Raw genomic sequence first — 22,346 nt, forward strand, 5'->3', positions numbered from 1 at the left:
CAGGAAAAAAACAATGATCATTGATTTTTCTCGCTTTAAAGATTGGACTCTTGTGGGCGATTTATTTGGTGGCGCAACGACAGCCATTGTTTCGCTACCACTTGCACTAGCATTTGGCGTGGCATCAGGAGCTGGTGCAGAAGCAGGCTTATGGGGAGCCATCCTAGTTGGCCTTTTTGCTGCACTATTTGGCGGCTCAACCAGCTTAATCTCAGAACCAACCGGCCCAATGACCGTCATAATGACAGCGGTACTAACGAGCATGATGGCCAGCAGCCCGGAAGGTGGTGTCGCCATGGCTTTTACAGTGGTGATGATCGCGGGGCTGTTTCAAATTACATTAGGCTATCTAAAGTTAGGCAAATACATCACTCTAATGCCATACAGCGTTATTTCAGGCTTTATGTCTGGCATTGGCATTATATTGATTATCTTGCAAATCGCTCCTTTTCTAGGGCACTCATCTCCACCTGGTGGAGTAATAGGAACATTAAGCGCCCTCCCCAATCTTATTGTTAACTTGAAATTCTCAGAATTATTTCTAGGGCTGCTAACACTGGGGGTGCTTTTTTATCTTCCCAAACACTGGCGTCGATACGTTCCTCCTCAACTTGTTGCTTTGGTCGCAATCACGCTTATTTCTATTCTATTATTTAACGACTCAGATGTGCGCCGCATAGGTGTTATTCCATCTGGCCTACCATCAATTCATTGGCCCACCTTTGAACAGTCTGTATTTATAGAAATGATCATAAACGGCCTCGTGCTGGGGACTTTGGGCTGCATAGACACCTTACTTACAGCGGTTATTGCCGACAGCCTTACGCGCAAAGAGCATGATTCCAATCGCGAACTTATTGGCCAAGGCACCGCTAATTTTTTCTCCGGCCTTCTTGGTGGGCTTCCTGGTGCTGGCGCAACCATGGGAACCGTCGTCAATATACAATCTGGCGGCAAATCACCGCTTGCAGGCATAACAAGAGCGTTAATTCTTTTATTGGTTGTTCTTGGTGCATCTGACTTAATTAGCCCAATTCCAATGGCTGTACTGGCTGGTATTGCCTTGTATGTGGGGATCAACATACTCGACTGGAGCTTCTTGAAACGAGCACACAAAGTCGCCCTTTCTCCCACCATTATAATGTACGGAGTGATGGCACTAACCGTATTTGTTGACCTAATGGTTGCGGTTGGAATTGGAGTTTTTATAGCCAATATCATGACAATAGAAAAACTCAGCCGATTACAGTCAGGGAATGTAAAAGCCATCAGTGATGCTGACGACGATATTCCACTATCAGAAGAGGAAAAATCATTACTAGACCAGGCTGATGGAAACGTATTGCTTTTCTATCTATCTGGCCCAATGATTTTTGGTGCAAGCAAAGCCATCGCAAAGCATCACAACCGCATACACAACTACAAAGCTGTAGTGTTAGATCTGAGCGCCGTTCCTATGATGGACCTTACCATAGGGCTTGCACTAGAAAACGCCATAAAAGACGCGATAGAAGCTAACTGTGCCGTTTATATCTTTAGCCCTAATGGACAAACCACAGAACGACTTGAAAAGCTGGGCGTATCAAATAGACTGCCGCACAATGCGTTTTGTGATTCTCGTAAATCCGCTTTGCAGCAAGCGGTTAAAAACTTACCCACTTCGTAATAAAGCAATGCAAAAACATTAGATAAAAAAAAGCCGCTTATAAAGCGGCTTTTTTATTTGCTTAGCTGTTAATCAAAGAATCTGATTAAAGAGACAAGCGACGTACATCACTCAGCAAGGAGTTTAAGAAGGTCATAAAGCGACCTGCATCACCACCATTCACAGCTCTGTGATCGTAAGACAAGCACAATGGCAACATTGTACGAGGCTCAAACTCTTTACCATTCCAGCGTGGCTCAACGTCCGCTTTAGAAACACCCAAAATACCCACTTCAGGACAGTTAACGATAGGAGTAAATCCTGTTCCGCCAATTGCACCCAAACTAGAAATAGTGAAACAACCACCCTGCATGTCAGCTGGCTTAAGTTGTTTATCTAGTGCTTTCTTAATTAGCTCTCCCGCTTCTTTTGCAATTTGAACGACAGATTTCTTATCTGCGTCACGCAAAACAGGAACAACCAAACCAGCAGGCGAATCCACAGCAATACCAATGTGTACATAATGCTTTTGAACGTAGCTTTCGCCATCGGCCATTAGCGACACATTAAAGCTTGGATTAGCAACCATTGCTTGCGCAACTGCTTTAATCAGGAATGGAAGCGGCGTTAATTTAACACCTTGTTTCTCCATTTCGCCTTTTAAGCCTTTACGGAATGCTTCAAGATCAGAAATATCAGCTTTATCAAACTGAGTAACTTGAGGCACAACAAGCGCGTTGCGAACCATGTTCTGAGCAGTTAGACGCTGGATCTTGCTCATCTTAACAACGTCAACTTCACCAAACTTGCTAAAGTCTTGATCTGGCACAGTTGGCAGACCGGAACCTGTTGCAACACCACCAGCCGGAGCAGAAGCCACCTTTTGCACAGCTGCTTTCACATAAGCATGCAAATCTTCTTTCGTAATACGACCACGAGGGCCAGTAGGACGAACAAGATACAGATCAACACCTAACTCGCGAGCGAGCATACGAACAGCTGGACCAGCATGAACTTTCTTAGAAGGTTCAGACAGTACAGCAAATTGATCTACTGCAGGAGCTGACTTTTCGGCACTTGCTTTAGGCTTTTCAGTTGGTGCAGAAGTTGCTTTTTCAGCAGCCGGCGCAGGCGCAGGCACTTCAGAACCACCTTCTACTTCAAGCTCAAGAACAAGATCACCTTCAGAAACCTTATCACCAACCTTAATAGAAACAGACTTCACTGTTCCTGATTTCGGCGCAGGAATTTCCATAGAGGCCTTATCAGTCTCAAGAACAATGATAGAATCACCTTCTTGAACTTTATCTCCGGCTGCAACAGCAACCTCGATAACTTCAACGCCTTCAGCACCACCAATGTCAGGCACTTTAACCGACTCAACACCACCAGAAGCTGATGCTGCAGCAGGAGCTGATGATTTTGGCTCTTCAGCTTTTTCTTCTTTAGCAGCAGGCGCCACTGAAGATGACTCAGTTGTCAGCACAAGAATATCAGCACCTTCGGATACAGTGTCACCAACTTTAATAGAAATCTTGGCGATCTTACCTGTAAATGGTGAAGGTATGTCCATAGAAGCCTTATCAGTTTCAAGAACGATAATTGAATCACCCTCTTCAACCATATCACCTTCAGCAACACAAACCTCTATAACTTCAACGTCAGTTGCACCACCAATATCTGGCACTGAAACTTTTTCTTCGCTGGAAGATGAAGAAGCTGGAGCTTTCTCAGCGGACTTCTCTGGTGCAGGATCTTCTACAGGTGCCTCAGGAGCAGACTCTTCCGCACCTTCAACCTCAATAATAAGAATCTCATCACCTTCAGAAACTTTTTCGCCTTCTTTCACAGAAATACTTTTTACTTTACCTGCCATGGAAGATGGAACATCCATAGAAGCTTTATCTGTTTCTAAAACAATAATTGATTGATCCACTTCAATTGTGTCACCAACCGCAATACTGATCTCGATAATTTCGACATCAGTCGCACCACCAATATCCGGTACTCGAATGATTTCAGTACTCACAGAAATCTCCTTTGTCTTATAGACGCATCAAACTTAAAAACTTATCTGACTTAGTTAAAAACATACACTAAGCCAGATACCTAGCTTGTCAGGTAATTAGCACATTACAGGGTTTGGCTTCTCAGGATCTAGACCAAACTTAGCAATTGCCTCACTAACTACAGATGCATCAATTACACCGTCTTTTGCCAGTGCACTTAAAGCAGAAACCACTACCCAATAACGGTTAACTTCAAAGAAGTGACGCAATTGAGCGCGAGTATCACTGCGGCCAAAACCATCAGTACCAAGTACATTGTAAGTACCTTTTACGAATGGACGAATTTGATCTGCGAACAATTTAATATGGTCGGTAGATGCAATCACAGGGCCATTGTCATTCAGGCAAGACTCTACGTAAGAAAGGCGCGCTTCTGATTCAGGGTGAAGCATGTTCCAGCGACTTGCATCAAGACCTTCACGACGCAATTCATTGAAAGACGTTACACTCCATATATCAGAGTTAACACCGAAATCATTAAATAGAATCTCTGCAGCGGCTTCAACTTCACGCAGAATAACGCCAGAACCAAGCAATTGAACTTGTTTCTTATTGGCTTTCTTAGCATGAGACTTAAGCTTATACATCCCCTTGATAATACCTTCTTCAACACCTTCAGGCATATCTTCGTGCGTATAGTTTTCATTCATTACAGTTAAGTAATAGAAAACACTTTCTTTCTCTTTATACATACGACGTAAGCCATCTTGCATGATAACAGCGACTTCGTATGAATAAGTAGGGTCATAAGACACACAGTTAGGAATTAGACCTGCTTGAATATGGGAATGACCATCTTCGTGCTGCAAACCTTCACCATTTAGCGTAGTACGACCTGCAGTAGCACCAATCAAGAATCCACGAGCCTGAGAATCACCTGCCGCCCAAGCTAAGTCACCAATACGCTGGAAACCAAACATTGAGTAATAAATGTAAACAGGAATCATTGGAAGAGCGCTGTTTGCATAAGATGTAGCCAATGCTAACCAAGCAGAGAATGCCCCTGGCTCATTGATGCCTTCTTGAAGGATTTGACCATCAGCAGATTCTTTGTAATACATAATCTGAGTATGGTCATGAGGCGTATAACGCTGACCTTCAGATGAGTATATACCCAGCTGGCGGAACATACCTTCCATACCAAAGGTACGAGCTTCATCGGCAACAATTGGCACAACACGTTTACCAATTTCTTTATCTTTAACCATAACATTCAGTGCACGCACAAACGCCATAGTCGTAGAGATTTCACGGCCATTCGTTCCCGCGATTTGAGACTTAAAGGCTTCCAAAGAAGGAACTTCAAGCGCTTCGCAATCATGGTTACGGATAGGGAAAGCGCCATGCAATTCTTTGCGACGAGAGCGCATGTATTGCATTTCTGGGCTATCTTCAGCCGGTTTATAGTACGGTAAATCTTTTAGCTCTTCATCGCTAATTGGGATACCGAATTTATCACGGAACTGAGCAAGGGATTCTTCATCCAACTTCTTCGTCTGGTGCGCTGTGTTTTGCGCTTCAGCCGCTTTAAACATGCCGTAACCTTTAACGGTTTGCGCCAAGATAACAGTCGGTTGACCTTTATGAGAAGTTGCTTCGGAGTACGCCGCGTAAACTTTGTAAGGATCATGTCCGCCACGATTAAGATTCATAATCTCATCGTCAGTCATGTCTTTAACCATTTCTAGCAATTCTGGATATTTGCCGAAGAAGTGTTCACGAGTATAAGCACCACCATTTGCTTTGTAGTTCTGTAGTTCGCCATCGCAAACTTCATTCATACGTTTAACTAGCAAACCGTTGTGATCTTTCGCAAAAAGAGGGTCCCAATGACGACCCCATAGGCACTTAATGACATTCCAGCCAGCACCACGGAAGACACCTTCAAGTTCCTGAACAATTTTACTGTTACCACGTACAGGACCATCAAGGCGCTGTAGGTTACAGTTAATTACGAAAATAAGGTTGTCTAGATTTTCACGACCAGCAAGGGCAATAGCACCTAAGGATTCTGGCTCATCACACTCACCATCACCTAAGAAAGCCCATACCTTACGATCACCTTGATCGATAAGACCACGGCTATGCTGATACTTCATTACGTGTGCTTGGTAAATAGCCTGCAAAGGCCCAAGACCCATAGATACAGTTGGGAACTGCCAGTAATCAGGCATCAACCAAGGGTGCGGGTAAGAGGAAATACCTTTACCATCGACTTCACGACGGAAGTTATCTAGCTGCTCGTCTGTCAAACGCCCTTCAATGTATGAACGAGCGTAAATACCTGGGGATATATGACCTTGGAAAAAAACCATATCCGCTTGCTGTTTACCGTCATTACCACGGAAAAAGTGGTTAAAACCGATATCATAAAGCGTTGCCGCAGAAGAAAAGCTTGTAATGTGGCCACCAAGTGTTGAATCAACACGGTTTGCCTTCATTACCATAGCCAATGCATTCCAACGTATTATAGAGCGTATACGACGCTCCATAAACACATCACCCGGCAATGGCTTCTCATTTTCAGGAGCGATTGTGTTTCGGTATGCTGTCGTGATAGACGACGGTAAAGACGAACCTGCTTTTGAAGCTTCATTCGTCAAACGATTTAAAATGTATTGCGCGCGATCAGGACCTTCTTCGCGAAGGACAGACTCAAGCGCATCGACCCACTCTTTAGTTTCAATTGGATCGATGTCTTCGAGAATATGCTGCTCAGTCATCGTGTTAATAACTCCCGCTATTAGAACAGATACTAACCTACCAAGGACATTATGTGTATTTAAGCCTTGGAGGCTACTTAAACGAACCGTCGGAACTTATATGAATAGCCACAAAGTTCCAGCCGACCTAGGATAAAACGACACACTGTTTAATAAGTTTTAAAACGCGTCGTTTTTATCCGTTCCAATGGCAATTATTATTGTTTTAATTTTATTTCCATTGCATCGACCACTAAAAATCTAGTCAGTTCGCTTCCAATTTGGGTTTGGTTCATCAAACCCAACATTAAATTTTCACATGCATATAGCCTTACTAATGCATGTAAAAAATCAAAGCTATGTACTTAGAAACCGCATAGATAAACTGCTTCTAATACTTTTGCATTCTAGATATTTTACTAAACCCTTACATTAAACAGGGCTTTTTTACATATCAGAAGCATCTAATTTGGGCGTTAGATTAACACCTAATCAAGAGATCGCCTAGCCACCCACATGAAGATTGAGGTGCTCACAGAACTTTTGAAGCTTTTAAATACCCTAAAATTTGTTTAGAAGTAGTGAAAAAGCCTAAGACAAAAGCGTTAAAGCGTCAGCCAGCCTCACCAAAATTCACAGAAATCATGAGGCGTATAAACACCATGAATCCACGACCACACTTCAATCAATGAAGAATACACAGCATCCGCTCCAAAGTACCATTCAAAAAACGATGATCCGTATTATTTTATTCGCTTATCAAGACCCAACTGACACAATGACTATGAAAAATAATCAGCCACTCTAAGTATATCTAAAGTGAAAGGCTGATCGCGTGTGCGAAAAAGCTACACTGTCGCTCTTTTTCATGTAGAAAGATCATGCAAATCAATGAATATAAATAAATCAACACTGACGCATTACCAATATAGCGCTACAATATCCATAATTTACTTAGCAAGATTAGGATAGTACATGACTCTTTTGAACGCTCTATTAACTGAGCACATTCAATCGCAAGTGGCGTTTGCATTAAAAGAAGACATTGGATCAGGAGACATAACCGCACAACTTATTCCTGATGATCAAGAAATAACAGCCACCGTAATTAGTCGGGAACCAGCAGTCCTATGCGGTCAAGCTTGGGTAAACGAAGTGTTCTCTCAATTAGACAGTCGAGTTACGCTCTCATGGCATAACAATGAAGGCGATATGCTGGAAAGAAACAAGCCTTTTTTAACGATCAAAGGCCATGCAAGAACAATATTAACGGGTGAGCGTACCGCATTAAATTTTTTACAATCACTTTCTTATACCGCCACTGTCACTAATCAATACAGTCAAATTGTAGCGAACACGCAACTCACCATTTTGGACACTAGAAAAACCATACCAGGCATGCGACGAGCGCAAAAATATGCGGTTGCTGTTGGTGGTGGAAAGAACCACAGAATGGGTTTATACGATGCGTTTCTAATCAAAGAAAATCACATCATGGCGGCAGGGTCGATTGCTAACGCTGTGAGTATGGCGAAAAAAATTGCCCCTGGCAAAACCATTGAAGTCGAAACTGAAAACTTAGAAGAAGTTTCCATGGCTGTTGCTGCAGGGGCAGATATTATCATGCTAGATAATTTCTCTTACGAAGACATGAGCAAAGCAGTTGCTGATTTTAAAGGTCAAGTAAAGTTTGAAGCATCAGGTAACATGGACAAAGAACGCTTGTTACAAGTGGCTGAAACAGGTGTAGATTATGTCTCCATCGGTGCCCTAACAAAACACATTCAAGCAATTGACCTTTCTTTACGAGTATCTCAGGAATAACTATGAAAGATAGTATTTTAGTCATCAACTGTGGAAGCTCTTCGTTAAAATTTGCGATTCTTGCTAACGCTGGACAAAAAACACTGGTTGAAGGCATTGCTGACAGACTTGGTACGGATGGTAGCAGCATCACGTTTAAGTTCGAAGGGCAAAAGCGTATTATCGAACTAGAAAATGGCAGCCACAAAAATGCCGTCGCTCAAATTAAAGATTGGCTAAGCAACCATCCCGACATTGAACTCTCTCTTACTGGAATTGGCCATCGCGTAGTTCATGGCGGAGAAACCTTTAGTAAATCGGTTCTAATCAATCAAGATGTGATTGATGGAATTAACGAATGCGCTCAATTCGCCCCTCTCCACAACCCAGCTCACGCCAAAGGGATTGAGGTTGCTTGTGAACTTTTCCCTGGATTACCACAAGTTGCGGTGTTTGATACTGCGTTTCATCAAACTCTAGCGCCAGAGCAATACTTGTACCCTATTCCCATGCATTTTTACAGAGAGCATCATTTTCGCAAGTATGGTTTCCACGGCACCAGCTATCGCTATATTAGCCAACGTTTAGCACAAATTGCACAAGGCAGTGATCAACAAGGTGTACTTGTTGCCCACCTTGGTAATGGTGCCAGCACATGCGCTATCAACAAAGGGCTATCTTCTGACACCAGTATGGGCATCACACCATTAGAAGGTCTAATGATGGGAACTCGTTCTGGAAGCCTAGATCCAAGCCTTCTGTCTTTCATTAGCCAAGCTGAAAATATCTCTGCCAATGCAGCCCTTGAAATTCTTAACAAAAAAAGTGGCTTACTCGGTGTCTCTGAAATTTCGAATGACTGCCGAACATTGGAAGAAGCCATGGAATCTGGAGATCAAAGAGCAAAATTGGCTTTAGATATGTTTGCAGCGCGAACAGCGAAGCACTTAGCAAGTGTAGCAACCACTTTAGAAAGTATTGATCACTTGGTATTTACTGGCGGCATCGGTGAAAATTCAAGCTATTTACGTCAAGCTATTTGCAATCATTTGAAAGCACTGAATATCCGTATAGACTCAGAAGCGAATGATAATGCTCCTCGTGGCGAGACGTTAAACATTAGTGCAAAAGGCAGTAACACCAACATTTGGGTTATCCCGACCAATGAAGAGCTAATGATTGCCCTGGATACTATAAGTTTAATTCAGCAATAACCAAAACCATACACCCCATAATGGACTAAATTAGGATTCATCAGATATGTCAATAAATGTACTCATGACCGTCCCTACAGGCCCTGGTGTAGGATTAACATCTGTTTCTGTCGGTCTTGTCCGTGCGCTTGAGCAGCAAGGGTTAAAGGCCAGTTTTTTCAAGCCAATCGCCCAGCCTCAACCAGGCGACAAGGGTCCTGACAAGTCAACAGCCATGGTTGCTCAAGGCTCAACCCTTACACCAGCTGAGCCAATTCCGCTTCATGAAGCAGAGCGTTATTTGTATAACGACAATATTGATGAACTGATGGAAGAAATTGTTGGTCGATTCCAAGCCAGTGTCGAGCCAGATTCAACGGTTATCGTAGAAGGTCTTGCTCAAATTGCAGGCCATCCTTATGCAACAAGACTAAACAAAGCCATTGCTCGTACACTTGATGCTGGTTTGGTTTTAGTGACAGCGCCGAACAACATGCGAGTTAACGAGCTTGAACACCATGTTGAAATTGCGGCAGGTTCTTATGGCGGAATTAAAGCCAATGATGTGATTGGGTGTATATTAAACAAAACAACACTAGGCTCATTAGGCGTTAAATCCTATGGAGATTTATTTGCACAGAGAGGAATCTTCAAACGTAACTTTAGTCTACTAGGTCAAATTCCAAAAGCAGACGAGTTAACTTACCCTCGTGTCAAAGATGTCGCTGATTTTCTTGGTGCTCGAATCATCAACGCTGGTGAAATCGAATCTCGTCGAGTGCAATCTTATACACTTTGTGCTCGTGGCGTTGAAAACATGCTTGAAGCCTTGCGACCTGGAGTATTGGTTTTCACTCCAGGCGATCGTACTGACATCATCATGGCGACCGCCATTGCTGCATTAAATGATATCAAGATTGCAGCCTTAGTGGTCACAGGCGGCTATCAGCCGAGTGAAGCTTTAATGGCACTTTGCGGTAAAGCAATGGCAAAAGGCTTGCCTGTTCTCTCTGTTGAATCCAACAGCTGGGAAACCGTCATTAACATGCAGTCTTTTAATCAAGAAATTCCACTTGATGATAAAGAACGCGTCTTGATGGTAAAAGAGCACATCGCCCGTTGTATCGATCACGATTGGATCAATTCTTTTGCATTGAACCAAGAAGAGAGAAAACTGTCCCCTCCTGCATTCCGATTCCGCTTGATTGAGCTTGCTCGCTCATTGAGTAAACGTATCATTCTTCCCGAAGGTGAAGAGATACGTACCATTCAGGCGGCGTCTATTTGTGCTGAGCGTGGTATTGCTCGTTGTACCCTTTTAGGCAATGAAACCGAAATTCTTCGTATAGCTCAAAACAATGGCATTGAGCTAAGTCATGGGGTCGAAATACTCGACCCAAGCAGCATTCGTGAACGCTATGTTGCGCCAATGGTTGAGTTAAGAAAGGCTCGCGGACTAACTGATATAGTGGCTCGCGAGCAACTTGAAGACAATGTGGTTTTAGGCACCATGATGCTTCAAGTTGGCGATGTTGATGGCTTGGTGTCTGGGGCTGTTCACACCACAGCAAACACTATTCGTCCAGCCCTTCAACTGATCAAGACATCTCCGAACTCAAACCTTGTCTCGTCAATTTTCTTCATGTGTTTGCCAGATCAAGTTCTGGTCTATGGTGATTGTGCAATAAACCCAGACCCGAGCGCTGAGCAGCTAGCAGAAATTGCGATTCAAAGTGCCGATTCAGCCGCTGCTTTTGGTATTACGCCAAAAGTCGCCATGATTAGTTACAGTACTGGTGGCTCTGGAACGGGTAACGACGTCGATAAAGTACGAGAAGCAACAACGATTGCCCAGAATCTTCGACCTGACCTGTTAATTGACGGCCCTCTTCAGTATGACGCTGCCATCATGGAAAAAGTAGCTAAGCAGAAAGCGCCAAACAGTAAAGTGGCGGGCAAAGCGACTGTATTTATTTTCCCTGATTTAAATACAGGTAACACCACATACAAGGCCGTACAGAGAAGTGCGGATGTTGTGAGTATTGGTCCTATGCTACAGGGCATTCGTAAACCGGTTAACGATTTATCTCGTGGCGCATTGGTAGACGATATTGTATACACTATAGCCATTACAGCTATCCAGTCAGGCCAATTAACTAGCCATTAAATCATCAACCTATCTAACCACTAACCCGTCTTCACTTATTAGCAAGCGAAGACGGGTTATCTCTTATAAAAACATTTTCTTCACCTAAATTTATCTGGGCGGTGGACAACTAATACAATGCCATCTAATATTTATTAACCTTTGTTAACAAACGTTAAGTTGGTGATTTGCATGTCTGGTAGCCTTCCTCATTCTATAGCACTTTCAAATCATACCCTCACGAGTACAAATACTCCTGGTTACACGACGTTTGATTTGCGCTCTGATGAAGATACAAGCATGGCGGCTCTTAATGCTCGAAATGCCAAAGCATCCAGCGATCTTGTTGTCACAATTTCAGAACAGGGCCAAGCACTGTCCCAAAGAAAGCAGAAGAAATTTGAAGAAATAGAAGCCCAGAAAAAGCAGGACCTATTACTCGATCTTTTAGATGAAGAGTTCATTGAAGATGACGAAGAACTCACTATGCATTCATCAAACAAAGACCATAAAACGAGTAATTACCAAGAAAAAACGCCTACAGGTGACTTTCTCGACCAAATTGTTTAATCTAATAGATACTCGTTAATTTGAGTATCTCGGCAGGATGCCATCAATTTTAAAATCTTCAAGGAGTGAAGAATGTTACTTACTCGTCTAACCATACGTGGTTTTACGCTACTAGAGTTAATGGTTGTAATCGCTATTATTTCTATTTTAGCAAGCCTTTCAGCCCCTACATTTACTCGTCAAATTGCCAAAGCAAAATTGATAGAGGCACAAAACCTAGCCACCCAACATCAGGCACTTGTTGAAGAATTCATTCTTCTACATGGCTCTTTTCCTAGCGAGACAGAGTTCAACTTAATAAAGCAATCCCCAGCAGATGATTCCATTGCAAAATCCATTTCTGTCCAGAGCCAAAACAAAAGCATGGGTGATCTTGTTCTCACCCTAAACAACAGCACCGGCATTAGTGAAAACCAATACCTGAAGTACTCTCGCGATGAAAATAGGAATTGGACATGTCTTTCTGACTTGGAAAGCAACATCCTCCCGCTTCAATGTGAAAGCCTAGCTGGAGAGGACGAATGACTTTAGAAGAGATAATCTCCAATGCGGTTAGCAATAGAGCTACCGACATTCACATAGAACACTCAAGCCTTGGCATAAAAATATATCAACGCTGCTATGGATTACTTCATAAAGTGACCGAGTTAACGCAAGGAGCAAATTTACTCAACCGCATAAAAATGCGCGCCAACCTAGACTTATCTGAAACAAGGCGAACTCAAGAAGGTCAATTTTTTTTTGAAGAAAGAAGCCGTAGCACTTTTATTCGCGTCAGCATTATATCAACTATTAAGGGCGAAAAAATTGCCTTAAGGCTCTTGCCAGAAAAGAACCGTTTAGCATTGGATGAGATCGGCATACAGTCATCTCTGCTAAAAACACTAACATCGACATTAAACACTCCCAGCGGCTTAATTTTAGTTTGTGGCGCGACTGGAGCTGGAAAAAGCACCACTCTGTATTCATGCCTTGATACCTTAAACAATGGCAAAAAGACGATTTTTACCATCGAAGACCCGGTCGAATACGAAATCCCAGGCTTATTTCAATGCGAACCCAATCCGGCCATTGGCTTAGATTCCGCTTCTCTTTTAAAGTCATTCTTAAGACAAGATCCAGATGTAATCATGGTGGGAGAGGTGCGGGATGCCGTTACAGCAAATCTTGCGGTAAATGCGGCATTGACAGGTCACCTTGTCTTAGCAACATTACACACAAACTCAGCTCTTGACGCCATGCATCGTTGTCATGGCTGGCAGGTAGATTTTTTCTCTTTAGTTAGTTCCTTAAAACTGATAATTCATCAATCCATGCATTATAAAATTTCATCGCAGCAGCCAATATTCAACGGGTTACAACCTCTTTGGAATGAATTGCTTCCAAGAGATTACGATACGCTTATTTCATCCCCTGCCTTATGGAAAGCTTTTTCCCATCAGAACAGCGAGGCGCAAAATGCCTTGGTATAAAATCCAACATCAAAATGGCAAAACAGACTACCGCTATGAACCCTCTGAAAGCAGAGCATTATTTGGCTATATAAACCGCGGCTGCTGGTATGTAAGCATTTCTGAATGGAAACCCAAAGAGCTAGACTATAAATCATTACAGACATTTTATACTGAAATCCAGAGTGCCTTGCAGTCTGGGCTTCAACTTAATCAAGCCATTTCTCATTTTGCACTTTCTTCTACCCATCAAAAAATCGCTACTACCAGCAAAGCCATATTAAGTGAATTAGAAAATGGGGCAATTTTCAACGACGTATTAAGCAAGCTGGTAAAGCCTTCTGCTGCTCCCTATTGCCAGCTCCTTAACTCGCAGGGTTCGAGAGAAGACTGTGAAAAAAGTTTAAACATGTCAATCACACAACTTAATACTCTACTAGATTGCTCCCAACGTTTATTAAAGGCCATTATTTACCCTTTTAGTATCATTCAGATTGCTCTCATTATTCTTATAGCCAATCAACTAATGCAAAAGAGCACCGATGAAAATTATCTTTTTGAGCTAATCAAGCATATGAGCATTTACTTTGCTTGCAGCGTCGTTCAACTCATCATCATACGAAGTTTATATCAAGGACAGGCTTGCTATTGGCTTGAAAAATACAGTGGGACCTTCCGATTAACCAAACTCTTTTCTTTATTAAGCACAACAAGAAAAGCAGGCATTACATTGCAGCATGCGTTGAAAACTATGCCTGAGTACTTCCAGCATCCACCTATTAAAAAAGATATTTACCAAGTCTATTACACCCTACGTCTCGGTAAAAATTACGCTAATAGCTTCCCAGTCGAGTGGTTCCCTAATGAATCCGCTATTGCACTTCATTCTGCTGAGCAGGACGGGGATATAGAAAGAGCGCTTTTGCTTGCAGAAAATGAACACACAAAGCGTTGGCAAAAATTCATTGCTCTGCTTGAAAAATTGATCCCGGCCGCTTGCCTTATGATTGCAGGTGGATTTGTTGCCTCAGCACTCATTGCACTATATGCACCACTCATTGAGATGTCCTAGATGTGGCTCACTTCAATCAATTGGTTTTTATATACATTAATGGTCTTGAGTATTGGCAGTTATGCTGCTGCATTTACAGTAAGGTGGCCGATTAAGAATATCTATTTATGGGAAAAGGAAGCGCATGCTTTATTGCAACTTCCTTTTAGTAAACACCTTCCAGCTAACATAAATAATAACCGCTCCTTCTGTTTTGATTGCCACTTCCCGCTGTCTTGGCAAGACCTTATACCACTACTTAGCTACATAATGCTTAAAGGAAAATGCCGTTACTGCCAATCTAGAATTTCATATCGCTATCCCGCCATAGAATTCCTTCACCTAATAGGCTGCTTCCCGTTACTCTTTATCTTTGACGATACCTATCAGCTTATACTGCATACACTGTTGGTGAGTGTTTTAATAACGGCAGCAGTAATTGATCTTGAACATCAATTAATACCTGATGAATGCAGCACCATAGCATTAGCTTGTGCGCTCTTAATTAATCTTCCTACTAATAGAATAGAAAGCAGTGTCTTAGGTATGATCATCGGCTATGGACTTATCTATGTGCTACGTTGGTTTTATTTAACGTTCAGAAATCAAGAAGGGATAGGATTAGGTGATGCGAAAATTATAGCCGCGCTCGCTGCATGGTTAGGATTTTCAGGCTTAACTCCCTTGTTACTTTGTGCAAGTTTAAGTGGAATCCTATACACTGTATTAATTAACAGAAGTAGAGCTAAGTACATGGCATTTGGCCCATTTCTTATATTTTCAGCCATGATGGTGTTTTATTTTAGTCTATGACAACTCCAACTATAATCGGTCTTGCTGGTGGCATAGGCTCTGGCAAAAGCACAATTACAAAATACTTCAATAACATAGGCATTCAAAGCGTTGATGCCGATGACGTGGCGCGACTTGTTGTCCAATTAGGTTCAACTTGCTTGGATCAAATACACCAACGTTACGGTGATAGCATACTCTTGGACGATGGTAACCTTAATCGTAAATCCCTACGCAGTCTTATTTTTGACAATCCAGAAGAAAGGTCCTGGCTTGAAGGACTAACGCACCCTGCAATTCGAAAAGAAATATCAGTGCAATTAAGTAGCATTACCTCACCCTATGCATTGCTTGTTCATCCTTTACTGTTTGAAACAAACCAAGACGCTATATGTGATCTCGTTATAGCAATTGATGTCCCTGAAAGCATACAACTACAACGCGTCATGAGTAGAGACAACATTAGTAGAGAAAATGCAGGTAAAATTATGGCGACGCAACTCAGCAATAGCGAACGCATTAAGAGAGCCGATCTTGTCTTGGAAAATTCTGGTAATATTGATGAAATGAATGCTAAAGTCTTCAAATTGCACAAAAAAATTTTAGAGTCACAATCATGTTAAATAGTAATACTGCAACCTTGGTTGCCTGCCCTACTTGTCAAAAAAAATCGCCTTGGTCTAAAGAGAATCCAGATCGCCCTTTTTGCAGCCCAAGATGTAAATTGATTGATTTGGGTGCTTGGGCAAGTGAATCTTATTCTATTCCACAGCAAACCTCTGAAGAGGATGAAATTTTTTCAGAAGATCTAGTAATAGATCCAAATAAATCCTTTTTATAATTGCTTAATATGGAATGTAATTATTTATGGCTCAACAAGATTTTTCGAAGAAAAAAGCTCTACTCATAGAAGATATGGCGGAAGCAAGAATCATGCAGCGAAAAATGCTGACTGATTTTGGCTTTACTTCGATAGATATTGCTATGAAAGCAGAAACCGCCATCGAACTTCTGAGGAACAAATCCTTTGATGTCATTCTATCCGATTACAATCTCGGAAATGGCAAAGACGGTCAGCAGCTTTTAGAAGAAGTCAGACACTCAAAACTCATTCCAAATACCGCCACTTATTTAATGGTAACAGCAGAAACGTCCATTGAAATGGTGATGGGAGCCATTGAATATCAGCCGGATGGCTACATTACAAAACCTTTTTCTCAAGCTGTTCTTCAACGACGCCTTAGCAAGCTATTAGAGACAAAAGACAGGCTTTATGATGTGAACGCTGCCCTCGATGCAAATAATTTTGAAGATGCAATTAAGGCAGCTAAAGGGGTAATGAAAAAATACCCTTCCCTCATAGGCAAATGCGAAAGAATAATTGGTGAAAGTCTCTTAGAGATTAAACAATATAAAAAAGCGTTGTCGTTGTTCAATAAAACCCTTAAAAGCAGAAAAATGCCTTGGGCATTGTTTGGCAAAGCCAAATCCTATTTTTTAATGGGAGAATTGGAAAAAGCCGAACTACACTTTCGTCAACTAATGCTTGATAACCGTTTTTTTGTGAGTGCTTATGATTGGCTTGCCAAAATCCAAGTTCTCCAAGATAAACCTGAGGAAGCGCAAGCTACACTAGTTGAAGCAATTGGTCGTTCACCAAAAAATATTCTCCGCCAAATGGAGCTAGGAAACATAAGTTTGTCCATTGGCGACAGCATGACTGCAGAAATGTCATTTCGCAGAGCTGTATTTTTAGCGAAATTTTCATGTTACAACACCGCCGATGTTTACTTAAAGCATTTAGAATCTCTTGCTAGAATCTCTGACAACGGCCCACTTTTACCAAGACAACGAGATAACTTTGAGAGTACCCTCAAAAAAGTTCATGAGTCTTTCTTTGAAGACCCAACCAACAAATCAAAAGCCTATAGCTACGAAATCGACATTTATTTAGCTGATAATGATCCACTCACAGCTAAGCAAATTTTTGAAGGCTGGCTTAGCGAAGTAAAAACCGCAAGTGCCACAGCACCAACTAAAGAACAAAGCGCAAATTACACAAAAGCATTTGGAGGCTAAGATGGAAAAAATCGACATCAGCACTATCTTGGCCAGCGCCATTCATGAAAGTAAAAACCAAGTAGGTACGTTACTTTATCAGCTACAAGGTCTTAAAGATTCAACAAGTAAAAGCGATTCGAACCTGAAAAGAATCGTCTTGATTGAAGAGTCTCTCAAAAAGCTCAATGATGAATGGGTTGAATATTTATACCTTTACCGCCTAGCATCTGATGGTTATGACTTACATGTAGACACCTTTTTACTGGATGAGTTTTTAGATGACCAAGTATTTGCTTTGCAGCCGTCCGCCAATGCAAAAAGTCTAGATTTAGAATATAACTGCGATGCACAGCTAACTGGGATTTTTGATGAACGATTAATGACAGCGGTCGTTAGTACTGCTGTATATAATGCTCTACGATTTGCAAAATCAAAAATCCTCATTAATGCAAAAATGGAGAATGGATTCCTAATTATATCAATTGAAGATGATGGCGATGGTTTTAAACAGATTGATACTGACGATCAGCCGGAGGAATTTCCAGAAGGTAATACTGGCTTAGGTTTGTATTTTGCTGAGTTATCAGCCACTGCACATATCGTTAATGATATCAGAGGGTTTATTAAAAAAGAGTCTTCTTCTACCCTAGGTGGGGCCAGCCTAACCGTTTGTCTCCCCCAACCGATCAACTTAACATTGTAGTTTGCAAGTTCTCTTATAAATTCAGTTTTTTTAAATACTTAGTTAACAATATTCCTGCATTTTCTATATGCTGCCTCAGAAAAATGAGTGCAGCCTTCTTTTCTTTTGACTCAATTAATGAAAGTAGCTGCTCATGCTGAGCCTGACTAGTATCTCGATAGCCTAATGGTCCATACTGAAAGCCGAGATAGCGTACTGCCTGTTTATTAAGACCTTCCACTACCCGTTGCAACGTTGGTCGTTCAGCGGATCTGTACAAAACTTGATGGAATAACCAATTAAGCTCGCCTTTATAGACCAATGTTAAACTCTCTTTATTTAGCTCCTCTAAGAAGTGCCTAGCCTCAACTAGATCACCTTTACCGATGTGATCAAATGCCCTTTCAAACAACAAACATTCTAATTCAGCTCGCATCAAATAAAGATCTTCTGCTTCCTTCCAATTCAAATCAGGAATCATAACCCCAGCTTTACCATGTAAAACAAGCCAACCTTCAGACTTCAAAACCTGCAATGCATCCCTAATAGGAATTCTGCTCACACCATATCGAGTTGACAGGTTCGCTTGTCGTAAAGGAACACCTCTTGGCAGCTGATTTTTTAAAATGTCTTCTTTGATACTATGGCTAATGTCCATAAAGAACCTTCTTATCTGAACTTAATATTGCCTATCAACAGACAAATAACACCAAACAAAATGCCCCAAAAAGCTGACGCAATACCACCAAATGACACACCAGAAACTGTTACTAAAAAAGTAATCAATGCCGCTTCTCGATTAGAATCATCCGCCATCGCATTTTTCAAATTCATACCAATGGTTCCTAGTAAGGCAATACCCGCTAAAGCCGCAATCATGGTTGCAGGAAAAATCGAAAATAAAGCAACTACTGATGTGCCAGCTAAACCAGCAAACCAATAAAACACGCCTGCAGATAATCCCGCTATATAGCGCCGCTTAGGGTCTTTGTGACATTCATCACCAGAACAAATAGCCGCCGTAATCGCGGCTAAATTGAAAGCGAAGCCACCTAAAGGTGCCAACATAATAGAAGTAAAACCTGTCCAGCTAATGAGTGGAGATACAGGAGTTTGGTAGCCACTACTGCGCATCACAGCTACACCTGGAATATTCTGAGAGGTCATAGTCACAATATATAACGGAATACCAATACCAATTAATGCACCAATATTCCATTCAGGCCAAACCCATACAAACGCGCCAAGTGAGAAAGGAACATCAGACATTAACTGGCCATCGGATCTAGCCAGTACAAATGCAACACCAGCAACCAAGACAAACAACACAGCATAGCGAGGTAAAAGCCGTTTGCTCACCAAATATGTCATCAACATTATTCCGACAAGGAAAACATCACTCATCATAGAATCGAAAATAGAAAGCCCAAACTTGAAAAGTACTCCAGCCAACATGGCACAAGCTAGGGGTAAAGGAACCAAACGCATGACTTTGTCAAATAGCCCAGAAACACCGGTTAGCAAAGTGAGTATGCCAGCAAAAACGAACACACCTATCGCCTCGGCATAACTGATTGTTCCTAGGCTCGTCGCTAACAATGCGGCGCCAGGCGTAGACCAAGCCGTGATAACAGGAGATCGGTACCACAAAGAAAGGAAGAAGCAGGTTGCCCCCATACCAAGCCCTAACGCCATAATCCAAGACACTATGATGTTAGAATCAGCGCCAGCCGCTTGAGCGGCCTGAAATACAATTGCAACGGAGCTTGCAAAACCTATAAGCACGGCCACAAATCCTGCAACAAGTGCACTTAAACTAAAATCTTTTACTATTCTGAGCACAACCCTACTACCTGTATGGTTTAAAAAGAGCACTCACTATATTTCATAACAACTATTTTTGTATACATTTTTTACTAATGTACTAACATATAACCAACCAAACCAAGTACAAAACCCATTACGGCCCCCATTGGTGGCATCCAATGCTTCTCTAAGGCAACTCGCGGAGCAATGTCTTGGAATACAGCATATAAAATACCGCCCGATGCGAACAACATCACAGCAGATATAATAACTGGCCATTCAGCTAACCAAAGATGCGCAATAACACCCGCTATCGGTCCGCACAAAGCAAGCAACACAAACAACAAAATAATTGTCCGTGAACGATAAGGTGATGACGCTTTTAATTCACGAAAAGCATTAAAACCTTCAGGAAGGTTTTGCATAGCAATCAGCCCTGCAAGCAACACGCCGTTAATAGTACCTAAAGCAAACGCAGCACCCAACGCCAGAGACTCAGGAATAAAATCTGCTAGCATAGCGACTAATTGACTCATAGAGGTCTGCTGTTTAGATAACCAAATATCAAGCCACATAAACGCCACGCCACCGGATAAAAATAATACCGCTGCAGACCAGGGAGAAAATTGAGAAATACCTTCTGGAACAAGAACCAAAGCAATCGCCGACAACAAAGCACCGCCGCCAAAGGCCGTAATGCCATGCATTAATTCTGTTTCTAACCACTCAGGCTTTATACGCTCAAAATTGGCAATCAAAGCCCCTAATGGCATTGCTAAGCCAGCACATAAAGTTAGAAATATAACGCTATACAAAGGTGCCATTAAACCAATACTCCAAAAGATATAATGTGATTATCTGTGTTGAGAGCGTTACCTGTCATGACTAATAGGTAAGACTTCACTAAGTATGCTGACTAACACTTACGGCGTTATAATCCGCCAAAATCAAATGCCAGACGTTATCTGGTATTGAATCTAAAAATAAGCTTAAAAAAATAATTTTTACTTCTTATATCTTTCTAATTGGCATTATAACGCGCACTAGAAAGCCTTGATGAATGGCGTCTTCAAACGAAAGTGAACCCTGATACTTATCGACAATATTTTTAACGATAGACAGCCCAAGACCAGCACCTTCAACTTCACCAGACCGAAAAAATCGCTCACTGAGTCTCTGTTTTTCTTCTTGACTAACACCCTTGCCTGCATCTAGGACTTTTAATTCAACTAAATTCGCCGTCTGCGTCCAAATTACTTGAATAGTTGAGCCTTTAGGCGAAAACTTAATCGCATTACTCATCAAATTTTGCAGTAATATCTCAATGTGATTAGGCTCTACATAACAATACCAAGGTAAGTTATCATCGACATCTAAGCTAATCTCTACATTATTCTTCCAAGCTAATGGAAGGATATCCGCAATCATGGATCGGCTAATCGCAATTACATCGACCTCTTCACTTGTGACTTTTTTCTGATGCTCTAAACGCGCAAGTGCAAGTAACTGAGAAACAATTCGAGTGGATCTATCAACGCCAGATGTGAGCTGAGTTAACGATTGATTACGCTCTTGATCATTTACAGCCGACGCCGCATTTTCAGCATGAACTCGTAGAATGCTTAATGGCGTCCTTAGTTCATGAGCCGCATCGGCTATCCAACGCTTTTCTCGTTCCATCAATACATCAATTTCTAAAAGCAAGCCATTCAATGCGGTTTTAACAGGTGCCAACTCTTCTGGTACATAAGACATCTCGATGGGTTCTAACTTGGTTGGGGTTATCTTTTGAATTCGCTGAGCAAGTTGTTGAAGTGGCTCAAGCCCAAACCCTACAGCAGCCCAAACAAGAACAGCCAAAATGGGCCAAGCTAATATTTCAGGAAAAAGCGTTTGCAAAACAATTTGATCTGAAATCTCTCCTCTTACATCAGCACGTTCTGCAACAATAACCTTGGTATTTCCAGACAGTTGCTTCAAGGTAAAAGTACGCCATTGATACTGATCGGCCATTGCGTCCCCATAACCTGATGCATCTTCTTTTTGCAAAGACAGCATCATTGAATCAGAGGCTATTTTTAATTTATCACCACTCCAAATCTGATAGAAAATTTTACTTTCGTATTTATGGCCAATTGATTCATCAGTATTTGCTTCATCAATTAATAACGGTGATATCGTATTTTTACTCGAACCAAGCTTTTCAATATTGTCAGACAACGTCAATAATAAACGGGCTTGTTGGGCCAGTCTGGCATCAAATAACTCTTCGACTTCATGATTGGCAAATAGCAAACCAATCACCATGATAAGAATACTTGTCATGGTAAAAATACACATTACAAAAAAAAGGGTTCTACGACGAATTGAACTTA

At 41.7% G+C, this 22,346-nt stretch carries 19 protein-coding genes; 13 read left to right on the plus strand and 6 right to left on the minus strand.

Annotation, left to right across the window (positions count from 1 at the left end):
- The first annotated feature begins 13 nt into the window (after positions 1–13).
- On the plus strand, positions 14–1,666 hold the full coding sequence (locus AC2A4J_RS18725) for a SulP family inorganic anion transporter (RefSeq protein WP_255824687.1): 1,653 nt from the start codon (positions 14–16) through the stop codon (positions 1,664–1,666).
- Positions 1,667–1,751: 85 nt separating this feature from the next.
- Here AC2A4J_RS18725 and aceF read toward each other — a convergent pair whose 3' ends face one another.
- Together aceF and aceE are read right to left on the minus strand one after the other, a co-directional pair.
- Positions 1,752–3,674: a dihydrolipoyllysine-residue acetyltransferase gene (aceF, locus tag AC2A4J_RS18730; RefSeq protein ID WP_484177060.1), complete on the minus strand. Its 1,923-nt coding sequence runs from the start codon at positions 3,672–3,674 to the stop codon at positions 1,752–1,754.
- Positions 3,675–3,770: 96 nt separating this feature from the next.
- Positions 3,771–6,437, minus strand: a complete 2,667-nt coding sequence (gene aceE / locus AC2A4J_RS18735) for a pyruvate dehydrogenase (acetyl-transferring), homodimeric type (protein WP_484177061.1) — start codon at positions 6,435–6,437, stop codon at positions 3,771–3,773.
- 954 nt (positions 6,438–7,391) lie between these two features.
- Here aceE and nadC point away from each other — a divergent pair.
- The 12 genes from nadC to AC2A4J_RS18795 all read left to right on the plus strand — a co-directional run bounded on the left by nadC (position 7,392) and on the right by AC2A4J_RS18795 (position 18,186).
- On the plus strand, positions 7,392–8,240 hold the full coding sequence (gene nadC / locus AC2A4J_RS18740) for a carboxylating nicotinate-nucleotide diphosphorylase (RefSeq protein WP_484177062.1): 849 nt from the start codon (positions 7,392–7,394) through the stop codon (positions 8,238–8,240).
- 2 nt (positions 8,241–8,242) lie between these two features.
- The gene (locus tag AC2A4J_RS18745; protein ID WP_484177063.1) at positions 8,243–9,433 is read left to right on the plus strand and encodes an acetate/propionate family kinase; all 1,191 of its coding nucleotides are present in this window, start codon (positions 8,243–8,245) and stop codon (positions 9,431–9,433) included.
- Between the two features lie 46 nt (positions 9,434–9,479).
- Positions 9,480–11,579, plus strand: coding sequence for a phosphate acetyltransferase (pta, locus tag AC2A4J_RS18750; protein WP_484177064.1), 2,100 nt, complete (start codon positions 9,480–9,482; stop codon positions 11,577–11,579).
- A gap of 171 nt (positions 11,580–11,750) precedes the next feature.
- The gene (locus AC2A4J_RS18755) at positions 11,751–12,128 is read left to right on the plus strand and encodes a hypothetical protein (RefSeq protein WP_484177065.1); all 378 of its coding nucleotides are present in this window, start codon (positions 11,751–11,753) and stop codon (positions 12,126–12,128) included.
- 72 nt (positions 12,129–12,200) lie between these two features.
- On the plus strand, positions 12,201–12,653 hold the full coding sequence (locus AC2A4J_RS18760; RefSeq protein WP_484177066.1) for a type IV pilin protein: 453 nt from the start codon (positions 12,201–12,203) through the stop codon (positions 12,651–12,653).
- Positions 12,650–13,600, plus strand: a complete 951-nt coding sequence (locus AC2A4J_RS18765; protein ID WP_484177067.1) for a GspE/PulE family protein — start codon at positions 12,650–12,652, stop codon at positions 13,598–13,600. The genes AC2A4J_RS18760 and AC2A4J_RS18765 overlap by 4 nt, the downstream gene beginning before the upstream one ends.
- Positions 13,587–14,651, plus strand: coding sequence for a type II secretion system F family protein (locus AC2A4J_RS18770; protein ID WP_484177068.1), 1,065 nt, complete (start codon positions 13,587–13,589; stop codon positions 14,649–14,651). Before AC2A4J_RS18765 ends, AC2A4J_RS18770 begins: the two co-directional genes overlap by 14 nt.
- On the plus strand, positions 14,652–15,443 hold the full coding sequence (locus tag AC2A4J_RS18775; RefSeq protein ID WP_484177069.1) for a prepilin peptidase: 792 nt from the start codon (positions 14,652–14,654) through the stop codon (positions 15,441–15,443).
- Positions 15,440–16,045, plus strand: coding sequence for a dephospho-CoA kinase (gene coaE, locus AC2A4J_RS18780; RefSeq protein WP_484177070.1), 606 nt, complete (start codon positions 15,440–15,442; stop codon positions 16,043–16,045). Before AC2A4J_RS18775 ends, coaE begins: the two co-directional genes overlap by 4 nt.
- Positions 16,039–16,263: a DNA gyrase inhibitor YacG gene (yacG, locus tag AC2A4J_RS18785; RefSeq protein ID WP_255824710.1), complete on the plus strand. Its 225-nt coding sequence runs from the start codon at positions 16,039–16,041 to the stop codon at positions 16,261–16,263. Before coaE ends, yacG begins: the two co-directional genes overlap by 7 nt.
- A 26-nt stretch (positions 16,264–16,289) precedes the next feature.
- Positions 16,290–17,501 carry a response regulator gene (locus AC2A4J_RS18790; protein ID WP_484177071.1) on the plus strand — a complete coding sequence of 404 codons (1,212 nt, stop codon included), beginning with the start codon at positions 16,290–16,292 and terminating at the stop codon, positions 17,499–17,501.
- A 1-nt stretch (position 17,502) separates the two neighbouring features.
- Entirely contained in the window at positions 17,503–18,186 is a 684-nt protein-coding gene (locus tag AC2A4J_RS18795; RefSeq protein ID WP_255824714.1) for a sensor histidine kinase, read from the plus strand.
- Positions 18,187–18,199: 13 nt separating this feature from the next.
- Here the strand turns inward: AC2A4J_RS18795 and AC2A4J_RS18800 are convergent, their stop codons facing one another.
- The 4 genes from AC2A4J_RS18800 to AC2A4J_RS18815 all read right to left on the minus strand — a co-directional run bounded on the left by AC2A4J_RS18800 (position 18,200) and on the right by AC2A4J_RS18815 (position 22,296).
- The gene (locus AC2A4J_RS18800; RefSeq protein WP_255824716.1) at positions 18,200–18,823 is read right to left on the minus strand and encodes a GntR family transcriptional regulator; all 624 of its coding nucleotides are present in this window, start codon (positions 18,821–18,823) and stop codon (positions 18,200–18,202) included.
- Between the two features lie 11 nt (positions 18,824–18,834).
- A complete protein-coding gene (locus AC2A4J_RS18805) occupies positions 18,835–20,007 on the minus strand; it encodes a benzoate/H(+) symporter BenE family transporter (RefSeq protein ID WP_484177072.1) in 1,173 nt (390 codons plus the stop codon).
- Between the two features lie 74 nt (positions 20,008–20,081).
- Positions 20,082–20,795 (minus strand): ZIP family metal transporter, encoded by a 714-nt coding sequence (locus AC2A4J_RS18810; protein ID WP_484177073.1) that lies wholly within the window; start codon positions 20,793–20,795, stop codon positions 20,082–20,084.
- 187 nt (positions 20,796–20,982) lie between these two features.
- Complete coding sequence (locus AC2A4J_RS18815) at positions 20,983–22,296, minus strand: ATP-binding protein (protein WP_484177074.1); 1,314 nt, start codon at positions 22,294–22,296, stop codon at positions 20,983–20,985.
- Positions 22,297–22,346: the final 50 nt, after the last annotated feature.

The organism is Marinomonas sp. ATLA20 (genome assembly GCF_057180105.1).